This is a genomic window from Streptomyces longispororuber, from assembly GCF_014656095.1.
GTDB lineage: Bacteria > Actinomycetota > Actinomycetes > Streptomycetales > Streptomycetaceae > Streptomyces > Streptomyces longispororuber.
Window position 1 is genome coordinate 1 of record NZ_BNBT01000006.1, and the last position, 20,368, is coordinate 20,368.

15 protein-coding genes are annotated in these 20,368 nt (G+C 71.9%); 14 read left to right on the plus strand and 1 reads right to left on the minus strand.

From position 1 onward, the window contains the following. Positions 1 to 105 precede the first annotated feature (105 nt). The 14 genes from IE330_RS03235 to IE330_RS03300 all read left to right on the plus strand — a co-directional run bounded on the left by IE330_RS03235 (position 106) and on the right by IE330_RS03300 (position 16,460). Positions 106 to 2,193, plus strand: a complete 2,088-nt coding sequence (locus IE330_RS03235) for a peptidoglycan D,D-transpeptidase FtsI family protein (protein WP_190134289.1) — start codon at positions 106 to 108, stop codon at positions 2,191 to 2,193. 12 nt (positions 2,194 to 2,205) lie between these two features. Continuing rightward, on the plus strand, positions 2,206 to 3,882 hold the full coding sequence (locus IE330_RS03240; protein ID WP_190134290.1) for a UDP-N-acetylmuramoyl-L-alanyl-D-glutamate--2,6-diaminopimelate ligase: 1,677 nt from the start codon (positions 2,206 to 2,208) through the stop codon (positions 3,880 to 3,882). Positions 3,883 to 3,886: 4 nt separating this feature from the next. After that, positions 3,887 to 5,317 carry a UDP-N-acetylmuramoyl-tripeptide--D-alanyl-D-alanine ligase gene (locus tag IE330_RS03245; protein WP_190134291.1) on the plus strand — a complete coding sequence of 477 codons (1,431 nt, stop codon included), beginning with the start codon at positions 3,887 to 3,889 and terminating at the stop codon, positions 5,315 to 5,317. Further along, complete coding sequence (gene mraY, locus IE330_RS03250; RefSeq protein WP_190134292.1) at positions 5,314 to 6,387, plus strand: phospho-N-acetylmuramoyl-pentapeptide-transferase; 1,074 nt, start codon at positions 5,314 to 5,316, stop codon at positions 6,385 to 6,387. The genes IE330_RS03245 and mraY overlap by 4 nt, the downstream gene beginning before the upstream one ends. Further along, positions 6,369 to 7,886 (plus strand): UDP-N-acetylmuramoyl-L-alanine--D-glutamate ligase, encoded by a 1,518-nt coding sequence (gene murD, locus IE330_RS03255; protein ID WP_190134293.1) that lies wholly within the window; start codon positions 6,369 to 6,371, stop codon positions 7,884 to 7,886. Before mraY ends, murD begins: the two co-directional genes overlap by 19 nt. 117 nt (positions 7,887 to 8,003) lie before the next feature. Continuing rightward, complete coding sequence (gene ftsW / locus IE330_RS03260; RefSeq protein ID WP_190134294.1) at positions 8,004 to 9,323, plus strand: putative lipid II flippase FtsW; 1,320 nt, start codon at positions 8,004 to 8,006, stop codon at positions 9,321 to 9,323. Between the two features lie 6 nt (positions 9,324 to 9,329). Continuing rightward, the gene (murG, locus tag IE330_RS03265) at positions 9,330 to 10,424 is read left to right on the plus strand and encodes an undecaprenyldiphospho-muramoylpentapeptide beta-N-acetylglucosaminyltransferase (RefSeq protein ID WP_190134295.1); all 1,095 of its coding nucleotides are present in this window, start codon (positions 9,330 to 9,332) and stop codon (positions 10,422 to 10,424) included. A gap of 14 nt (positions 10,425 to 10,438) precedes the next feature. Next, a complete protein-coding gene (locus tag IE330_RS03270; RefSeq protein ID WP_190134296.1) occupies positions 10,439 to 11,230 on the plus strand; it encodes a cell division protein FtsQ/DivIB in 792 nt (263 codons plus the stop codon). Between the two features lie 276 nt (positions 11,231 to 11,506). After that, complete coding sequence (ftsZ, locus tag IE330_RS03275) at positions 11,507 to 12,733, plus strand: cell division protein FtsZ (protein WP_190134297.1); 1,227 nt, start codon at positions 11,507 to 11,509, stop codon at positions 12,731 to 12,733. Positions 12,734 to 12,759: 26 nt separating this feature from the next. After that, positions 12,760 to 13,470: a peptidoglycan editing factor PgeF gene (pgeF, locus tag IE330_RS03280; RefSeq protein ID WP_190134298.1), complete on the plus strand. Its 711-nt coding sequence runs from the start codon at positions 12,760 to 12,762 to the stop codon at positions 13,468 to 13,470. A gap of 6 nt (positions 13,471 to 13,476) precedes the next feature. Then, positions 13,477 to 14,196 carry a YggS family pyridoxal phosphate-dependent enzyme gene (locus IE330_RS03285; RefSeq protein ID WP_190134299.1) on the plus strand — a complete coding sequence of 240 codons (720 nt, stop codon included), beginning with the start codon at positions 13,477 to 13,479 and terminating at the stop codon, positions 14,194 to 14,196. A 125-nt stretch (positions 14,197 to 14,321) separates the two neighbouring features. Continuing rightward, positions 14,322 to 14,960, plus strand: a complete 639-nt coding sequence (locus tag IE330_RS03290; protein WP_190134300.1) for a cell division protein SepF — start codon at positions 14,322 to 14,324, stop codon at positions 14,958 to 14,960. Between the two features lie 80 nt (positions 14,961 to 15,040). Then, positions 15,041 to 15,325, plus strand: a complete 285-nt coding sequence (locus tag IE330_RS03295; RefSeq protein ID WP_190134301.1) for a YggT family protein — start codon at positions 15,041 to 15,043, stop codon at positions 15,323 to 15,325. A gap of 46 nt (positions 15,326 to 15,371) precedes the next feature. Beyond that, the gene (locus IE330_RS03300; protein WP_190134302.1) at positions 15,372 to 16,460 is read left to right on the plus strand and encodes a DivIVA domain-containing protein; all 1,089 of its coding nucleotides are present in this window, start codon (positions 15,372 to 15,374) and stop codon (positions 16,458 to 16,460) included. A gap of 191 nt (positions 16,461 to 16,651) precedes the next feature. Here the strand turns inward: IE330_RS03300 and ileS are convergent, their stop codons facing one another. Next, complete coding sequence (ileS, locus tag IE330_RS03305; RefSeq protein ID WP_190134303.1) at positions 16,652 to 19,795, minus strand: isoleucine--tRNA ligase; 3,144 nt, start codon at positions 19,793 to 19,795, stop codon at positions 16,652 to 16,654. Positions 19,796 to 20,368: the final 573 nt, after the last annotated feature.

Sequence of the window (20,368 nt, forward strand, 5' to 3'; positions counted from 1 at the left end):
CGGGCCCGCGGCGCCGCGCCCGCCCGCCGCGCCGGGTGGTGGCTCCCGGCCCGCCTCCGCCCCCTCCGCGCAGCCCGCTCCCACGACCTCCGGCAGGTGACGTAAGTGACGGACCGACAGCCGACGCCGCGGCGTCGCGTCCCGAACCCCGCCCGGCCCGTCCGGCCCGGCGGCAACGACAGGAACGCCGGCAACGGCAGGAACGCCGGAACCGGCAGGAACACCGGGAACACCGCAAGCGCCGGGAACGGCGCCCCCCGCCGCCCGCGCCAGGGCTCCCGTCCCCCCGGCCGCGGCCCGCGCCCCGCCCCCGGCCGGCCCAAGCCGCTGCGCCTGGGCAGCCCCCGGCCCCGGCTGCGGCTGATCAGCCTCGTCCTCACCCTGGTGATGCTGGCCTTCGTGGTGCGGCTCTTCCAGGTCCAGGCCGTCGACGCCGACGCGTACGCCGCCAAGGCCGGGAAGAACCGGTACTCCACCCACAAGATCGCCGCCGAGCGCGGGGCCATCACCGACCGCAAGGGCGTCGAGCTGGCCACCAGCGTGGACGCGTACGACATCACGGCCGACCCGACGCTGTTCACGCGCGAGGAGACGAAGGTCAAGGACGCGCCCGAGCAGGCCGCCGCGCTGATCGCGCCGATCCTCGACGAGGACGCCGACGCCGTCGCCAAGAAGCTCAGGACACCCGGCACCCGCTTCACGCTCCTCGCGCGGCGCGCCACGCCGCAGGTGTGGAAGCAGATCAAGGACCTGCGCGCCACGCTCGCCGAGAAGGCCGAGGCCGACCCCAAGGCGGCGAACGTCCTCGCGGGCGTCATGGCCGTGCCCACCAGCAAGCGCGTGTACCCCAACGGCGACCTGGCCGCCGGGATACTGGGCTGGGTCAACGCCGACGGCAAGGGCGGCGGCGGGGTCGAGCGGCAGCTCGACAAGGACCTCGCGGGCAAGCGCGGCGAGATCCGCTACGCGCAGTCCGGCGGCCGCCAGGTGCCGACCGCGGGCTCCAACGAGAAGCCCGCCGTGCCCGGCTCGGACGTCGAGCTGACCATCGACCGCGACATCCAGTGGGCCGCCCAGGACGCCATCGCCGAGCAGGTCAGGAAGTCCGACGCGGACCGCGGCTACGTCATCGTGCAGGACACCCGCACCGGCGAGGTCCTCGCCATGGCCAACGCCCCCGGCTTCGACCCCAACGACCTGTCGGCCGCCGCGAGCACCAGCCTCGGCAACGCGGCCGTGCAGGACGCCTACGAACCCGGCTCCACCGCCAAGGTCATGTCGATGGCCGCCGTCCTGGAGGAGAACGCGGCGACCCCCCACACCCGGGTCACCGTCCCCAACCGGCTGCACCGCGGCGACCGGCTCTTCCAGGACGACATCGACCACCCGACCTGGTACCTCACGCTCAACGGCGTCCTCGCCAAGTCCAGCAACATCGGCACCATCCTCGCCACCGGCGAACTCGGCGACACCCAGAAGCAGGCCAACAAGGTCCTCTACTCGTACCTGCGCAAGTTCGGCCTCGGAAAGCCCAGCGGGCTCGGGTTCCCCGGCGAGACCAAGGGCATCCTCGCGCCGCCCGACAAGTGGTCCACGTCGCAGCAGTTCACCATCCCCTTCGGCCAGGGCGTCTCCATCAACGCCATGCAGGCGGCCTCCGTCTACTCGACCATCGCCAACGGCGGCGTCCGCGTCGAGCCCACGCTGGTGCGCGGCACCAAGGGCCCCGACGGCCGCTTCACGCCCGCCCCCGCGCCCCGCACGTCCCGCGTCGTCAGCCAGAAGACCGCGCGGACCGTGGCGCGGATGCTGGAGTCCGTCGTCGACGACGAGGAAGGCACCGGGACCAAGGCGCGCATCCCCGGCTACCGCGTCGCGGGCAAGACCGGCACCGCCAACCGCGTCGACCCGCGGACCGGCCGCTACCACGGCTACACCTCCTCCTTCGCCGGCTTCGCGCCCGCCGACAAGCCGCGCGTCACCGTCTACTGCGTCATCCAGAACGCCAAGCGGGGCAGCTACTTCGGCGGCCAGATCTGCGGCCCCGTCTACAAGCAGGTCATGCAGTTCGCCCTCAAGACGCTCCAGGTGCCGCCCACCGGCGGCGCCCCCGCGCGCCTGCCGGTCACCTTCAACCCGGGGCAGCCGGAGACCCCAGGACGCCCCGCCGGGTCGGGCACGCCCCGGCGCTGACCAGGAACCACCGTGACGACGATCACCCCTGATCCGGGGAACCGCACCGCCGGGGCCCTCCCTTTTGGCCCCAGCGGGGGTGCGCCCGGTACGCTCACCGCCGTGCCACACGCTGATCAGTCCCAAACCACCCAGAAGGACGCTCCCGTGACCCATCCGGGACCGCCGAGGCCGGCCCAGGTCTCCGCCACCCCCCTCGCGGAGCTCGCCGATCAGCTAGGGGCCGCGGTCCCGGGCACCGCGCCGGGTGCCCCGTCACCAGGCACGCCCGTCACGGGCATCACCCACGACTCGCGCGCGGTGCGCCCCGGCGACATCTACGCCGCGCTGCCCGGCGCCCGCGCGCACGGCGCCGACTTCGTCGCCCAGGCCGCCGACCTCGGCGCCGCCGCCGTCCTGACCGACCCCACGGGCGCCGAGCGCGCCGCCGCCACCGGCCTGCCGGTCCTGGTCGTCGACGACCCGCGCGGCAGCATGGGCGAACTGGCCGCAACGGTCTACGGCCACCCCGGCCGCGACCTGCTCCAGATCGGCATCACCGGTACGTCGGGCAAGACCACCACCGCGTACCTCATCGAGGGCGGCCTGCGCCAGGTGCGCAGCACCGGTCTCATCGGCACCGTCGAGATGCGCATCGGCGACGAGCGCATCAAGTCCGAGCGCACCACGCCCGAAGCCACCGACCTGCAGGCGCTGTTCGCGGTGATGCGCGAGCGCGGCGTCCAGGCCGTCGCCATGGAGGTGTCCAGCCACGCCCTGGTCCTCGGCCGCGTGGACGGCTGCGTCTTCGACGTCGCCGTGTTCAACAACCTCAGCCCGGAGCACATGGAGTTCCACTCCGGCATGGAGGACTACTTCCGGGCCAAGGCGCAGCTCTTCACCGCGCGCCGCGCCCGGCTCGGCGTCGTCAACTACGACGACGAGTACGGCCGCAGGCTCCTGACCGAGTCCGAGGTGCCGGTCACCAGCTTCTCCGCCGAGGGCCACCCGGACGCCGACTGGCGCGCCGAGGACGTCGAAGTGGGGCCGCTCGACTCCACGTTCACGGCCGTCGGCCCCAAGGGCGAGCGGATCGCCGCGAAGTCCCCGCTCGCGGGCCCCTTCAACGTCGCCAACACGCTCGCCGCGATCGTCGCGCTCGCCGTCGCCGGGATCGACCCCCAGCAGGCCGCCGACGGCATCGCCGCGGTGCCCGGCGTCCCCGGCCGCCTGGAGCGCGTCGACGCGGGCCAGGACTACCTCGCGGTCGTCGACTACGCCCACAAGACGGACGCCGTCGAATCGGTCCTGCGCGCCCTGCGCAAGGTCACCGAGGGCAAGCTGCACATCGTGCTCGGCTGCGGCGGCGACCGCGACACGACCAAGCGGATGCCGATGGGTGCCGCGGCCGCCCGGTTCGCCGACACGGCCATCCTCACCTCTGACAACCCCCGCTCCGAGGACCCCTTGGCGATCCTCGCCACCATGCTCGCGGGCGCCGCCGAGGTGCCCGCCCACGAGCGCGGCGAGGTCGCCGTCTTCGAGGACCGGGCCGCCGCGATCGCCGCGGCCGTCGCCCGCGCCGAGCCCGGTGACACCGTCCTCGTCGCCGGCAAGGGCCACGAGCAGGGCCAGGACATCGCCGGGGTGGTCCGTCCCTTCGACGACCGCCAGGTGCTTCGCGAAGCTATCCAGCAAACCCAGGGATGAAGTTGTGATCGCCCTCTCCCTCGCCGAGATCGCCACCGTCGTCGGCGGGCAGACGTACGACATACCGGATCCGTCCGTCCAGGTCACCGCGCCGGTCGTGCGGGACTCCCGTGAGGTCGAGCCCGGCGGCCTGTTCGCCGCGTTCGCCGGCGAGCGGGTCGACGGCCACGACTACGCGGCCCAGGTCGTCGAGGCGGGCGCCGTGGCCGTCCTCGCGACCCGGCCCGTCGGCGTGCCCGCCATCGTGGTCGAGGACGTACCGGCGGCGCTCGGCGCGCTCGCCCGGCACGTCGTCGCCCGCCTCGGCGCCACCCTCGTGGCCCTGACCGGCTCCGCGGGCAAGACCAGCACCAAGGACCTGATCGCCCAGGTGCTCCAGCGCCACGCGCCGACGGTGTGGACGCCGGGCTCGCTCAACAACGAGATCGGGCTGCCGCTCACCGCGCTGTCCGCCACCGAGGAGACCCGGTACCTCGTCCTGGAGATGGGCGCGCGCGGCATCGGCCACATCCGGTACCTGACGGAGCTCACGCCGCCGAAGGTCGGCCTCGTCCTGAACGTCGGCACCGCCCACATCGGCGAGTTCGGCGGCCGGGAGCAGATCGCACAAGCAAAGGGTGAGCTGGTCGAGAGCCTGCCGGCGGACGGCACCGCGATCCTCAACGCCGACGACCCGCTCGTGCGCGCGATGGCCACCCGTACGAAGGCCCGCGTGCTGCTCTTCGGCGAGGCCGACGACGCCGACGTACGCGCCGAGAATGTCCGGCTCACGTCGATCGGACAGCCGACCTTCACGCTGCACACACCCTCCGGGTGCAGCGACGTACGGCTGCGCCTGTACGGTGAGCACCACGTGTCGAACGCGCTCGCCGCGGCCGCCGTCGCCCATGACCTAGGCATGTCCGTGGACGAGATCGCCCTCGCGCTCTCCGAGGCGGGCACGCTGTCCCGCTGGCGGATGGAGGTCACCGAGCGCCCGGACGGCGTGACGGTCGTCAACGACGCCTACAACGCGAACCCCGAATCCATGCGCGCCGCCCTGCGCGCGCTGGCCGCCATGGGCCAGGCCGCGCAGGCGCGGGGGGGACGCACGTGGGCGGTGCTCGGCCACATGGCCGAGCTCGGGGACGAGGGGCTCGCCGAGCACGACGCGGTCGGACGACTTGCCGTCCGGCTGAACGTGAACAAGCTCGTGGCAGTCGGGGGCAGGGAAGCGTCCTGGCTCCAACTGGGCGCATACAACGAGGGTTCGTGGGGTGAGGAGTCGGTGCACGTGTCCGACGCACAGGCGGCGGTCGACCTGCTGCGCAGCGAGCTGCGCCCAGGAGACGTCGTGCTGGTGAAGGCGTCCAGATCGGTGGGCCTGGAGAAGGTCGCGCAGGCTCTCGTGGCCGACGCCGCCGGCGCCGCGACGGGTGGAGTTGACGCCCGATGATGAAGCAGATCCTCTTCGCGGGTGTGATCGGTCTGTTCCTGACCCTGGTCGGGACGCCCCTGCTGATCAAGCTGCTCGCCCGCAAGGGCTACGGCCAGTACATCCGCGACGACGGCCCGCGCGAGCACCACAGCAAGCGCGGTACGCCGACCATGGGTGGTATCGCCTTCATCCTGGCGACGCTCATCGCGTACTTCCTCAGCAAGATCATCACGGGTGCCGAGCCCACCATCTCGGGCCTGCTCGTGCTCGGCCTGATGGCGGGCATGGGCCTGGTCGGCTTCCTCGACGACTACATCAAGATCGTCAAGCGGCGGTCGCTCGGCCTGCGCGCCAAGGCGAAGATGGCCGGACAGCTCATCGTCGGCATCGCCTTCGCCGTCATCTCGCTGCAGTTCGCCGACGGCCGCGGCCAGACCCCGGCGTCCACGAAGCTGTCGTTCGTCGAGGACTTCGGCTGGTCGATCGGCCCGGTTCTGTTCGTCGTCTGGGCGCTGTTCATGATCCTGGCGATGTCCAACGGCGTGAACCTCACCGACGGCCTCGACGGCCTCGCCACCGGCGCCTCCGTGATGGTCTTCGGCGCGTACACGTTCATCGGCGTCTGGCAGTTCCAGGAGTCCTGCGCCAACGCCCAGGACCTGACCAACCCGGCCGCCTGCTTCGAGGTCAGGGACCCGCTCGACCTGGCCGTCGTGGCCTCCGCGCTGATGGGCGCCTGCTTCGGCTTCCTGTGGTGGAACACCTCGCCCGCCAAGATCTTCATGGGTGACACCGGCTCCCTCGCCCTCGGCGGCGCCCTCGCCGGCCTCGCCATCTGCTCCCGCACGGAGCTGCTGCTCGCCCTGCTCGGCGGCCTCTTCGTCCTCATCACCATGTCGGTGGTCATCCAGGTCGGCTCCTTCCGCCTGACCGGGAAGCGCGTCTTCCGCATGGCCCCGCTCCAGCACCACTTCGAACTCAAGGGGTGGTCCGAGGTCCTTGTCGTGGTCCGCTTCTGGATCATCCAGGGCATGTGCGTCATCGTCGGCCTCGGCCTCTTCTACGCCGGATGGGCAGCCAAGAAGTGAGCGAATCGCAGGACGCGTGGGGCGTGCCGGACACCGAGGCCTCCTGGAAGGGCCTGCGCGTCACCGTCGCCGGCCTCGGCGTCAGCGGCGTCAGCGCCGCCCGCGCCCTCGCGGGCCTGGGCGCCGTGGTGACCGTCGTGGACGGCGGCTCGGGCCCGGCCCTCGAAGCACGGGCCGCCGAGCTGGCCGAAGCGGGCGTCGCCGTGCGCCTCGGGGACGCCGAAACCCTGCCCGAGGGCACCGGCCTCGTCGTCACCTCGCCGGGGTGGAAGCCGGACAGCCCGCTGTTCGCGGCCGCCGCCGCGGCGGGCGTGGACGTCATCGGCGACGTGGAGGTCGCCTGGCGCCTGCGCGGCCCCGGCGCGGCCCCCTGGCTGGCGGTCACCGGCACCAACGGCAAGACCACCACCACGCGGATGCTGGCCTCGATCCTGAGCGCCGCGGGCCTGCGCACCGCCGCCGTCGGCAACATCGGCACGCCGATCGTCGACGTGATCCTGGAGGACCGGGCGGCGCGCGCTGCCCGCGCGTCCGAAGGCACCGGCGGGCAGCCGGCCGGCGAGCCCTACGACGTCCTCGCCGTCGAGCTCTCCAGCTACCAGCTCCACTGGGCGCCCTCCCTGCGCGCCCACTCCGCGGCCGTGCTGAACCTCGCCCCCGACCACCTCGACTGGCACGGCTCCATGGAGGCGTACGCCGCCGACAAGGGCCGGATCTACGAGGGCAACCAGGTCGCCTGCGTCTACAACGTGGCCGACGCGCGCACCGAGGACCTGGTCCGCGAGGCCGACGTCGAGGAGGGCTGCCGGGCCATCGGCTTCACGCTGGGCACCCCCGCCCCCTCGCAACTCGGCGTCGTCGAGGGCATCCTGGTGGACCGTGCCTTCGTACCGGACCGCCAGAAGCAGGCCCAGGAGCTCGCCGAGGTCTCCGACGTCCAGCCGCCGGCCCCGCACAACATCGCCAACGCCCTCGCCGCGGCGGCGCTCGCCCGGGCCTTCGGCGTGGCCCCGGCGGCCGTCCGCGACGGCCTGCGGGCCTTCCGCCCGGACGCCCACCGCATCGAGCACGTCGCGGACGTCGCCGGAGTCGCCTACGTCGACGACTCCAAGGCCACCAACACCCACGCGGCCGAGGCCTCGTTGGCGGCCTACGAGTCGATCGTGTGGATCGCGGGCGGCCTCGCCAAGGGCGCGACGTTCGACGAGCTGGTCGCCGCGTCGGCGAAGCGGCTGCGCGGCGCCGTCCTGATCGGCGCCGACCGCGCGCTGATCAGGGAAGCCCTCGCGCGACACGCGCCGGAAGTACCCGTCGTCGACCTCGACCGGACCGACACTGGGGCGATGGCCGAGGCGGTACGCCAGGCGGCACGGCTCGCGACGCCGGGGGACACCGTCCTGATGGCTCCGGCCTGCGCGTCGATGGACATGTTCACCAACTACAACCAACGTGGTGACGCGTTCGCGGAGGCGGTCCGCGAACTCGGCGCGAGCGCCTGACACGGACCCGGGAAGGGCGCCGGCGCCAGGCACCCGGCACCGTGGAGGAGGGCACGTGACAGCGTCGCAGCGGCGGGGTACGCGGGTACGGCCGCACACCGGGCCGGAGGGCTCCTGATGGCCGGGCGCGCGCCGGTCCGTACGCCCAGGGCACCGCGTACGCCGAAGCGCCCCGGGCGCCCGCGCACCCCGGTGGTGCGGGAGAACCCCGCCCGGCGCCTGGTCGACCGGGTCCGCCGGGCCTGGGACCGGCCGCTGACCGCGTACTACCTGATCTTCGGCGCCAGCCTGCTGATCACCGCGCTCGGCCTGGTGATGGTCTACTCGGCCTCGATGATCCAGGCGCTCCAGCTCAACCTGGCGGCCTCGTACTTCTTCCGCAAGCAGTTCGTCGCCGCCGTCCTCGGCGCCGTGCTGCTGCTCGTCGCCATGCGGATGCCCATCAAGCTGCACCGGGCGCTGTCCTACCCGATCCTCGCCGTCTCCGTCTTCCTCATGGTCCTCGTCCAGGTCCCCGGGATAGGGCGCAGCGTCAACGGCAACCAGAACTGGATCTACCTGGGCGGCCCCTTCCAGCTCCAGCCCAGCGAGTTCGGCAAGCTGGCCCTCGTCCTGTGGGGCGCCGACCTGCTGGCCCGCAAGCAGGACAAGCGGCTGCTGACCCAGTGGAAGCACATGCTGGTGCCGCTCGTCCCGGTCACCTTCATGCTGCTCGGCCTCATCATGCTCGGCGGCGACATGGGGACCGCGATCATCCTCACGGCGATCCTCTTCGGCCTGCTCTGGCTGGCCGGTGCGCCGACGCGGCTCTTCGCGGGCGTGCTGAGCGTCGCCGCCGTGCTCGGTGTGATCCTCATCAAGACGAGCCCCAACCGCATGGCGCGGCTGCAGTGCATCGGCGCCACCGAGCCGGGGCCCGGCGACTCCTGCTGGCAGGCCGTGCACGGCATCTACGCCCTCGCCTCGGGCGGATTCTTCGGTTCCGGTCTGGGCGCGAGTGTGGAAAAATGGGGTCAACTGCCCGAACCGCACACGGACTTCATCTTCGCCATCACCGGCGAGGAACTCGGTCTTGCGGGGACACTGTCGGTGCTCGCCCTGTTCGCGGCTCTAGGCTATGCGGGTATCCGCGTGGCCGGACGCACGGAGGACCCCTTCGTGAGGTATGCCGCGGGAGGCGTGACCACCTGGATCACGGCCCAGGCCGTGGTCAACATCGGTGCGGTGCTCGGCCTGCTGCCGATCGCCGGTGTCCCGCTCCCGCTGTTCTCCTACGGGGGCTCGGCCCTGCTGCCGACCATGTTCGCCATCGGGCTCCTCATCGCCTTCGCGCGCGAGGAACCCGCGGCGAAGGCGGCCCTGGCCATGCGGCAACCTCGGGTGAGATGGAACACGATGCGACGGCGCGTCAAGGCGCGTTCGTCCGGAGAGCGGTGAATTTCGGTGCATGTCGTACTCGCCGGTGGGGGGACCGCCGGCCACATCGAGCCCGCGCTTGCCCTCGCAGACGCCCTGCGCAGGCAGGACCCGACCGTGGGCATCACGGCCCTCGGCACGGAGCGCGGCCTCGAGACCCGACTCGTTCCCGAGCGCGGTTACGAACTCGCCCTGATCCCCGCCGTGCCCCTGCCACGCAAGCCCACGCCGGAGCTGATCACCGTGCCCGGCCGGCTGCGCGGCACCATCAAGGCGGCCGAGCAGATCCTGGAGCGCACCAAGGCGGACTGCGTCGTCGGCTTCGGCGGCTACGTGGCCCTGCCCGGCTACCTCGCGGCCAAGCGGGCCGGGGTGCCGATCGTCGTGCACGAGGCCAACGCGCGCCCCGGCCTCGCCAACAAGATCGGCTCCCGGTACGCGGCCGCCGTCGCGGTCTCCACGCCGGACAGCAAGCTGCGCGGCTCGCGCTACATCGGCATCCCGCTGCGGCGCGCCATCGCGATGCTGGACCGCGCCAAGGTCCGCCCCGAGGCGCGCGCCACGTTCGGGCTCGACCCGAACCTGCCCACGCTGCTCGTCTCCGGCGGCTCCCAGGGCGCGCGCCGCCTCAACGAGGTCATCCAGCAGGTCGCCCCGGTCCTCCAGCGCGCGGGCATCCAGATCCTGCACGCCGTCGGCCCGAAGAACGAATTGCCGTACGTCGAGAACATGCCCGGGATGCCCCCCTACATCCCGGTACCGTACGTGGACCGGATGGACCTCGCGTACGCCGCGGCCGACATGATGCTCTGCCGCGCGGGCGCGATGACCGTCGCCGAACTCTCCGCCGTCGGGCTCCCCGCCGCGTACGTGCCGCTGCCCATCGGCAACGGCGAACAGCGGCTCAACGCCCAGCCGGTGGTCAAGGCGGGCGGCGGACTGCTGGTCGACGACGCGGAACTGACGCCCGAATGGGTCCAGTCCCAGGTGCTCCCCGTGCTCGCCGACCCGCACCGGCTGTACGAGATGTCCCGCGCCGCCTCGGAGTTCGGGCGCAGGGACGCCGACGACCTCCTGGTCACCATGGTGTACGAGGCGATTGCGTCACGCCGCAGCGCGTGAGAAGGCAGGGGAGAGTGGCCGGACCGAAGACCGCCGAACGGCACAGGCCCACGTCCGGCCCGCCCCGGCCGCGCTCCCGCCGCCCACGGCTGCCGCGGCTGCGCACCCTGCTCCTCGCGGTGGTCCTGCTCGCCGTCCTCGGCGGGGGCGTCACCTGGGTGCTCTACGGCTCGCCGTGGCTGCGCGTGGAGCGGGTCACGGCGACCGGGACCGTGGTGCTGCGGCCGGACCAGGTGCGCGAGGCCGCCGGCATCGGCCGCGGGGGACCGCTCATTTCGGTCGACTCCGCGGCCGTCGAGGAGCGGCTGCGCAGGAAATTGCCCCGGATCGACTCGGTTGACGTCATCCGCTCCTGGCCCCACGAGATCACCCTGGAAGTGACGGAGCGTACCCCCGTGCTGCTCATCGAGAAGGGCGACAGATACGTCGAAGTGGACGCCAAGGGTGTGCGCTTCGCCACGGTCGACAAGGCCCCCAAGGGCGCCCCCCTGCTCAAGATGGAACTGGACCGCTCCGGCGGCGCGGCCGCCAGCCTGCGCCGTTTCGGCCCGGACCGGCTGCGCCGCGAGGCGGTGAAGGTGGTCGCGGACCTGCCCGGGGCCGTGGCCGGCGACACCGTCGCCGTCAAGGTCGGCTCGTACGACTCCATCGCGCTGGAGTTGACGGGCGGGCGTACCGTCGCCTGGGGCAGCAGCGAGAACGGGCGTCTGAAGGCCGAAGCCCTGAACGGGCTGATGAAAGCGGTCCCCAAGGCGCGGCACTTCGACGTGAGCGTCCCCACCGCGCCCGCGTCATCAGCGAGTTGACGTACATCAGCGCAGGCCAGCACCCTGGATGGGCATGGCTACGCCTGATCACATAGGGTGAAAAGAAAAACGGGAGGTTCGGCGTGTTCGTTGAACGCGCGCCACTTGTCGACTTAGTGTCCTGTTCGGAAGAGTCCAGGGAACAGACACACTGGTAACCCTAAACTTCAGCGTTAGGGTTCGGGTCGGCGATTCGGACCGTCCCATTCGGCATCAGTCGGCGCCTCGCGGCAGCGTGAGACGGCGACACGTAACTCGAGGCGAGAGGCCTTCGACGTGGCAGCACCGCAGAACTACCTCGCAGTCATCAAAGTCATCGGTGTCGGCGGCGGTGGTGTCAATGCCATCAACCGGATGATCGAGGTCGGTCTCAAGGGCGTCGAGTTCATCGCCATCAACACCGACGCGCAAGCCCTGTTGATGAGCGACGCCGACGTCAAGCTCGACGTCGGCCGTGAACTCACCCGCGGACTCGGCGCCGGCGCCAACCCGGCCGTCGGCCGCAAGGCGGCCGAGGACCACCGCGAGGAGATCGAGGAGGTCCTCAAGGGGGCCGACATGGTCTTCGTCACGGCCGGTGAGGGCGGCGGCACCGGCACGGGCGGCGCGCCCGTGGTCGCCAACATCGCGCGCTCCCTCGGCGCCCTGACGATCGGTGTGGTCACGCGGCCGTTCACCTTCGAGGGACGCCGCCGCGCCAACCAGGCGGAGGACGGCATCGCCGAACTCCGCGAAGAGGTCGACACCCTCATCGTCATCCCGAACGACCGGCTGCTCTCCATCTCGGACCGCCAGGTCAGCGTGCTCGACGCCTTCAAGTCGGCCGACCAGGTGCTCCTCTCCGGCGTCCAGGGCATCACCGACCTCATCACCACGCCCGGCCTGATCAACCTCGACTTCGCCGACGTCAAGTCGGTCATGTCCGAGGCCGGTTCGGCGCTCATGGGCATCGGCTCGGCCCGCGGCGACGACCGCGCGGTGGCCGCCGCCGAGATGGCGATCTCCTCGCCGCTCCTCGAGGCCTCCATCGACGGCGCCCGGGGCGTGCTGCTCTCCATCTCCGGCGGCTCCGACCTCGGCCTGTTCGAGATCAACGAGGCGGCCCAACTGGTGAGCGAGGCCGCGCACCCCGAAGCCAACATCATCTTCGGCGCGGTCATCGACGACGCGCTCGGCGACGAGGTCCGGGTGACCGTCATCGCCGCCGGGTTCGACGGCGGCCAGCCGCCGGCCAAGCGGGACAACGTCCTGGGCTCGTCCGCTCCCAAGCGCGAGGAGCCCGCGCCGCCGAGCCGTCCCGCTGAATCGTCCCGTCCGGCCCCGGCCTTCGGCGGCCTCGGCAGCGTCACGCCGCGCGAGGACCCCCCGGCCCCGGAGCCGGCCGAACCGGCCCCGGTGAGCGAGGCGCCCGCGACGCCGGTCGCGCCCCCGCAGGTCCCGCCGACCCGCCTGCACCAGGACAGCCAGGCCGAAGAGCTGGACGTGCCGGACTTCCTGAAGTGATAGGCAAGGGCTCAGGAACGAGCACAGTGAGCGGCGCGCACTTCGCCTTCACCGACCGGTGGGGCGGGGTGAGCGCCGTTCCGTACGAAGAGCTCAACCTCGGCGGAGCGGTCGGCGACGACCCCGACGCCGTACGGCGCAACCGGGACCTCGCGGCCACCGCCCTCGGCGTCGACCCCGCCCGCGTGGTCTGGATGAACCAGGTGCACGGCCGGGACGTCGCCGTGGTCGACGGGCCCTGGCCCGAGGGCCGGGAGGTCCCGGCGGTCGACGCCGTCGTCACCGCCGAGCGCGGCCTCGCCCTCGCGGTGCTGACCGCCGACTGCACACCGGTGCTGCTCGCCGACCCGGTGGCGGGGGTCGCCGCCGCGGCGCACGCGGGCCGTCCCGGCATGGTCGCCGGGGTGGTGCCCGCGGCCGTCGAGGCCATGGTCGGGCTCGGCGCCCGGCCGGAGCGGATCGTGGCCCGCACCGGGCCCGCGGTCTGCGGCCGCTGCTACGAAGTGCCCGCGGACATGCGCGCCGACGTCGTCGCCGTGGAACCCGCGGCGGGCGCCGAAACGAGCTGGGGCACCCCCGCGGTCGACGTGACCGCCGGGGTGCACGCGCAACTGGAGCGGCTCGGGGTGCGCGACCGGGAGCAGTCGCCGGTCTGCACGCTGGAGTCGGGCGACCACTTCTCGTACCGCCGCGACCGTGTCACCGGACGGCTCGCGGGCTATGTCTGGCTGGACTGATGGGGCATGACGGACCGTAAGTCGGAACTCGCCGCGAACCTGGCGAACGTCGAAAACCGTATCGAAGCGGCCTGCGCGGCCGCCGGGCGCAAGCGCGCGGAGGTGACCCTCATCGTGGTCACCAAGACCTACCCCGCGAGCGATGTGCGCCTCCTGGCCGAACTCGGCGTGCGCCACGTCGCCGAGAACCGCGACCAGGACGCGGCGCCCAAGGCCGCCGCCTGCGCGGATCTGCCGCTCACCTGGCACTTCGTCGGTCAGTTGCAGACCAACAAGGTGCGCTCCGTGGTGGGTTACGCCCACGAGGTGCAGTCGGTCGACCGGCCGAAGCTCGTCGGCGCACTCTCGGCCGCGGCCGTGCGCGCCGGGCGCGAGGTGGGCTGCCTGCTCCAGGTCGCCCTCGACGCGGGCGTCAGCGGCCGCGGCGACCGGGGCGGCGTGGGCCCCGCCGGGATCGAGGAGTTGGCCGGCCACGTGGCCGAAGCCCCCGGGCTGCGGCTCGACGGCCTGATGACGGTCGCGCCGCTCACCGGGGAGTACGCGGGCCGGCAACGGGCGGCGTTCGAGCGGCTGATGGATTTGTCGACTGCCCTGCGCGTGGCCCATCCGGCTGCGAACATGGTGTCGGCAGGGATGAGCGCGGACCTCGAGGAAGCCGTTGCGGCCGGTGCGACACATGTGCGCGTCGGCACAGCGGTACTCGGAGTCCGACGCGGGCTCGGGTAACGTCGCCAGGAAGTCGGACCACAGCAGAAAATATGGTCATTTCCGCCGAAGTGCGGAGATACCTCGTGGATCGCGGGCAGTTGGTGACGACCTCTCGATCCACCACAGAGCGGAGGACTCAGAGCATGGCCGGCGCGATGCGCAAGATGGCGGTCTACCTCGGCCTCGTGGAGGACGACGGTTACGACGGTCGGGGCTTCGACCCCGATGACGATTTCGAGCCCGAGCCGGAGCCCGAGCGCGACCGCCGGCGGCACGAGCCGCCGCACCAGTCCCACCTCGCCGACCGGGACTTGGAACGGGACGAACCGGTACGAGTGGTACAACCGCCGCCGCAGCGCGACCCGGCGCCCCGGGCCGCTTCGCTTCCCGCTGAATCGGGACGACCGGCGCGAATCGCCCCCGTGGCATCTATCACACCTGAACGCCAGAGCCTGGAGAAGAACGCACCGGTGATCATGCCCAAGGTCGTGTCCGAGCGTGAGCCCTACCGCATCACGACACTTCACCCCCGGACCTACAACGAAGCCCGTACCATCGGGGAACACTTCCGCGAAGGCACCCCGGTGATCATGAACTTGACGGAGATGGACGACACCGACGCGAAGCGACTTGTCGACTTTGCCGCCGGTCTCGTCTTCGGTCTGCATGGCAGTATCGAGCGAGTGACGCAGAAGGTGTTCCTGTTGTCGCCTGCTAACGTCGATGTCACGGCGGAGGACAAGGCCCGCATCGCAGAGGGCGGGTTCTTCAACCAGAGCTGAGACGCAGTGCAGTAGACAGCAGCAGCACGGACCGATGCAGCACGGATGCGAAGAGAAGCAGGGGAGAGGGAAACGCGGACATGGGCGTGGTCTTGCAAGTGATCTACATCGCGCTGATGTGTTTCCTCATCGTGCTGATCTTCCGGCTGGTCATGGACTACGTCTTCCAGTTCGCCCGCTCATGGCAACCCGGCAAGGCGATGGTGGTCGTTCTGGAGGCCACCTACACTGTCACCGATCCACCGCTCAAGCTTCTGCGGCGGGTCATCCCGCCGCTGCGTCTCGGGGGCGTGGCGCTCGACCTGTCCTTCTTCGTACTGATGATCATCGTCTACATCCTGATCACCGTCGTGAGCCGGCTGTGAACGATACGGTCTTGCCGAATGCCGACGACTACGTTGAGGTGAAGAGATGCCGTTGACCCCCGAGGACGTGCGGAACAAGCAGTTCACGACCGTCCGCCTCCGAGAAGGCTATGACGAGGACGAGGTCGATGCCTTCCTCGACGAGGTCGAAGCCGAACTGACCCGCCTGCTCCGCGAGAACGAGGACCTGCGCGCCAAGCTGGCCGCCGCCACGCGCGCGGCCGCGCAGAACCAGCAGCAGGGCAACATGCGCAAGGGCCCCGAGGGCGGTCCCCAGGACCAGCGCGGTCCGGGCGCCCCCGTGCCCGCCGCAATATCAGGACCGCAGCCGGTGCCGCCGCAGCAGCAGCACCCGATGGGCGGCCCGCCGCAGTTGCCGGGCGGCGCGCCGCAGTTGCCCGCGGGCCCCAGTGGGCACGGCCCGCAGGGTGGTCCGCAGGGTCCCGGCCCGATGGGCCAGGGTCCGATGGGCGGCCCGATGGGTGGTCCCATGGGCGGCCACGGCCCGCAGATGCCGCAGCCCGGCCAGGGCCCCGGCGGCGACAGCGCCGCCCGTGTGCTCTCGCTCGCGCAGCAGACCGCCGACCAGGCGATCGCGGAGGCCCGTTCCGAGGCCAACAAGATCGTCGGTGAGGCCCGTTCGCGCGCCGAGGGCCTGGAGCGGGACGCCCGTGCCAAGGCCGACGCCCTGGAGCGGGACGCGCAGGAGAAGCACCGCGTCGCGATGGGCTCCCTGGAGTCCGCCCGCGCCACGCTGGAGCGCAAGGTCGAGGACCTGCGCGGCTTCGAGCGCGAGTACCGCACGCGGCTGAAGTCGTACCTGGAGTCGCAGCTCCGGCAGCTCGAGACCCAGGCCGACGACTCGCTGGCCCCGCCGCGTACCCCGGCGACCGCGTCCCTGCCGCCGTCCCCGGCGCCTTCGATGGCTCCGGCCGGCGCGGGTGCCCCGTCCTACGGCGGCAACCAGTCGATGGGTGGCAACCAGTCCGCGGGCGGTCCGTCGTACGGCGGGCAGCAGCAGATGTCGCCCGCGATGACGCAGCCGATGGCGCCGGTGCGGCCGCAGGGGCAGCCGCCCATGCAGCAGGCGCCGTCCCCGATGCGCGGTTTCCTCATCGACGAGGACGACAACTGACGGGCCGCACCACGCCATAGGCGTCGGCAGCGTTCAGGGCGGAGCCCCCGGATTCCCGGGGGCTCCGCCCTTTTGCGCTGTGCCGTGCCCGTGTCCTGTCGCCGGTCCCCCCCGGGGGTGGTCGCCCGCGACCGGAAACGGCGAAGGCCCGGCCCCCGCAGCAGCGGGGAACCGGGCCTTCGCCGTCGCGGCTACGCCTTGCGGAGGCGGAACGTCAGGTTCAGCGACGCGTCCTCGAACGGCTCGCCGTAGCTGTCGTCCGCATCGCCGGAGGCGAAGTCCGTGGCCAGGACCTCGTCGGCGATGAGGGCGGCGTGCTCGGTGAGGGCCGTGACCGTGGCCTCGTCCGTGGACGTCCAGCGCAGCGCGATGCGGTCCGCGACGTCCAGGCCGCTGTTCTTACGGGCCTCCTGGATCAGCCGGATCGCGTCCCGGGCCAGGCCCGCACGGCGCAGCTCGTCCGTGAGCTCCAGGTCGAGGGCGACCGTGGCGCCGGCGTCGGACGCCACCGACCAGCCCTCGCGCGGGGTCTCGGTGATGATGACCTCGTCCGGGGCCAGCGTCACCGTCTCGCCGTCCACCTCCACCGAGGCGGTGCCCTCGCGCAGGGCGAGGGACAGGGCGGCCGCGTCGGCCTCGGCGACGGCCTTGGCCACCGCCTGGACGCCCTTGCCGAAGCGCTTGCCGAGCGCGCGGAAGTTCGCCTTCGCGGTGGTGTCCACCAGCGAGCCGCCGACCTCGGAGAGCGAGGCCAGGGAGGAGACGTTCAGCTCCTCCGCGATCTGCGCGCGCAGCTCCGGGCCGAGCGCCTCGAAGCCCGCGGCGGCGACGAGCGCGCGGGACAGCGGCTGGCGGGTCTTGACGCCGGACTCGGCGCGCGAGGCGCGGCCCAGCTCCACCAGGCGGCGGACCAGGGCCATCTGCTTCGACAGCTCGGGGTCGACCGCGGACAGGTCCGCCTCGGGCCAGGTGGCCAGGTGCACCGACTCCGGGGCGTCCGGGGTGACCGGGACGACCAGGTCCTGCCAGACGCGCTCGGTGATGAACGGCGTCAGCGGGGCCAGCAGGCGCGTGACCGTCTCGACGACCTCGTGCAGGGTGCGCAGCGCGGCCTTGTCGCCCTGCCAGAAGCGGCGGCGGGAGCGGCGGACGTACCAGTTGGAGAGGTTGTCGACGAAGGCGGACAGGAGCTTGCCCGCGCGCTGGGTGTCGTAGGCGTCCATGGCCTGCGTCACCTGGTCGGTGAGGGCGTGCAGCTCGCCGAGCAGCCAGCGGTCGAGGAGCGGGCGGTCGGCGGGCGCCGGGTCGGCGGCCGAGGGGACCCACTGCGACGTGCGGGCGTACAGCGCCTGGAAGGCGACCGTGTTCCAGTACGTGAGGAGGGTCTTGCGGACGACCTCCTGGATCGTGCCGTGGCCCACGCGGCGGGCCGCCCACGGGGAGCCGCCGGCGGCCATGAACCAGCGGACCGCGTCGGCGCCGTGCTGGTCCATGAGCGGGATCGGCTGCAGGATGTTGCCCAGGTGCTTGGACATCTTGCGGCCGTCCTCGGCGAGGATGTGGCCGAGGCAGACCACGTTCTCGTACGAGGACTTGTCGAAGACCAGCGTGCCGACGGCCATCAGCGTGTAGAACCAGCCGCGGGTCTGGTCGATGGCCTCCGAGATGAACTGCGCCGGGTACCGGCTCTCGAAGAGCTCCTTGTTCTTGTACGGGTAGCCCCACTGCGCGAACGGCATCGAGCCGGAGTCGTACCAGGCGTCGATGACCTCGGGCACGCGCGTCGCGGTGAGCGCGCAGCCCTCGTGGGTGCAGGTGAAGGTGACCTCGTCGATGAACGGGCGGTGCGGGTCGAGGCCGGACTGGTCGGTGCCGGTGAGCTCGGTGAGCTCGGCGCGGGAGCCGACGCAGGTGAGGTGGCCCTCCTCGCAGCGCCAGACGGGCAGCGGGGTGCCCCAGTAGCGGTTGCGGGACAGGGCCCAGTCGACGTTGTTGGTCAGCCAGTCGCCGAAGCGGCCGTGCTTGACCGACTCGGGGAACCAGTTGGTCTTCTCGTTCTCCTCCAGGAGGCGGTCCTTGACGGCCGTGGTGCGGATGTACCAGGACGGCTGCGCGTAGTACAGGAGCGCGGTGTGGCAGCGCCAGCAGTGCGGGTAGCTGTGCTCGTACGCGATGTGCTTGAACAGCAGGCCGCGGTCGGCCAGGTCCTGGGTGAGGGTTTCGTCGGCCTTCTTGAAGAAGACGCCGCCGACCAGGGGGACGTCCTCGGCGAAGGTGCCGTCGGGGCGCACCGGGTTCACCACGGGCAGGCCGTAGGAGCGGCAGACCTTGAGGTCGTCCTCACCGAAGGCGGGGGACTGGTGGACGAGGCCGGTGCCGTCCTCCGTGGTCACGTACTCGGCGTTGACCACGAAGTGGGCCGGAGCCGGGAACCCCACAAGGTCGAAGGGGCGCCGGTACGTCCAGCGCTCCATCTCGGCGCCGGTGAACGTCTGCCCCGTGGCCTCCCAGCCCTCGCCGAGGGCCTTCTCCACCAGGGGCTCGGCGACGACGAGCTTCTCCTCGCCGTCGGTGGCGACGACGTAGGTGACCTCCGGGTGGGCGGCCACCGCGGTGTTGGACACCAGCGTCCAGGGGGTCGTGGTCCACACCAGGAGGGCGGCCTCGCCCGCGAGGGGGCCGCCGGTGAGCGGGAAGCGGACGTAGACGGACGGGTCGACGACCGTCTCGTAGCCCTGCGCCAGCTCGTGGTCGGACAGGCCGGTGCCGCAGCGGGGGCACCAGGGGGCGACGCGGTGGTCCTGGACGAGCAGGCCCTTGTTGAAGATCTCCTTCAGGGACCACCAGACGGAGTCGACGTACTCCGGGTTCATGGTGCGGTACGCGTCGTCCATGTCGACCCAGTAGCCCATGCGGGTCGTCAGCTCGGCGAAGGCGTCCGTGTGGCGGGTCACCGACTCGCGGCACTTGGCGTTGAACTCGGCGATGCCGTACGCCTCGATGTCCTTCTTGCCGGTGAAGCCGAGCTCCTTCTCCACGGCGAGCTCCACGGGCAGGCCGTGGCAGTCCCAGCCGGCCTTGCGGGCCACGTGGTAGCCGCGCATGGTGCGGAAGCGCGGGAAGACGTCCTTGAAGACGCGGGCCTCGATGTGGTGGGCACCCGGCATGCCGTTGGCGGTGGGCGGGCCCTCGTAGAACACCCACTCGGGGCGGCCCTCGGACTGCTCCAGGCTCTTGGCGAAGATCTTCTGCTCGCGCCAGAAGTCGAGCACGGCGTGCTCGAGGGCGGGCAGGTCGACCTGGGCGGGTACCTGGCGGTACTGCGGCGGCGTCATTTTCGCGCTTCCTCCGGCGGACGTGCGTTCCGTTCCGTCGGAGGGACGAGAGCCGTCGTCTGCGCTCCCGCGGTACCACCCTCCTTGGCCGCCGCGGTGCCGGTGGCACCCCTGACGGCCCCCTCATTGGGGTCGCGATACCGGTTCTACTCGCCGTGCCCGGTCCGGGGGACCGTGGGCTGCGGCTTTCTTCCGGCGGCTCCGGGGTGATCTTCACGTCGCGCTCGCCCCCGGGCTCTCACCGTCCCCGGGTCGCTCCCGGCTGCGTACGCCGCTACTCGTCCCCATCCACGCTTTTCGCTCCGGCCAGTGTACGGCGCCCGGACGGGGGCGGCCGACCGGTTTTCCGTGGGGCCCGGGCGGTGCGGGTGCCGGGGCCGTACTGACCCGAATGGCGAGACGCGCGCCGACGCGTTCCGGTGCGCCCCGGTCGGCGGATTACCGGGCGAGGAGCTGGGCACAACGCTTGAAGGCTCGTCGCGCGGCACCCGCGGGGCGGGCGAATCGGGCGGCGTGCCCCGTTGCCGCGGGCTTGGAGTCGATTTATCGTCCCAGCACGATTCGCGAGCAAGA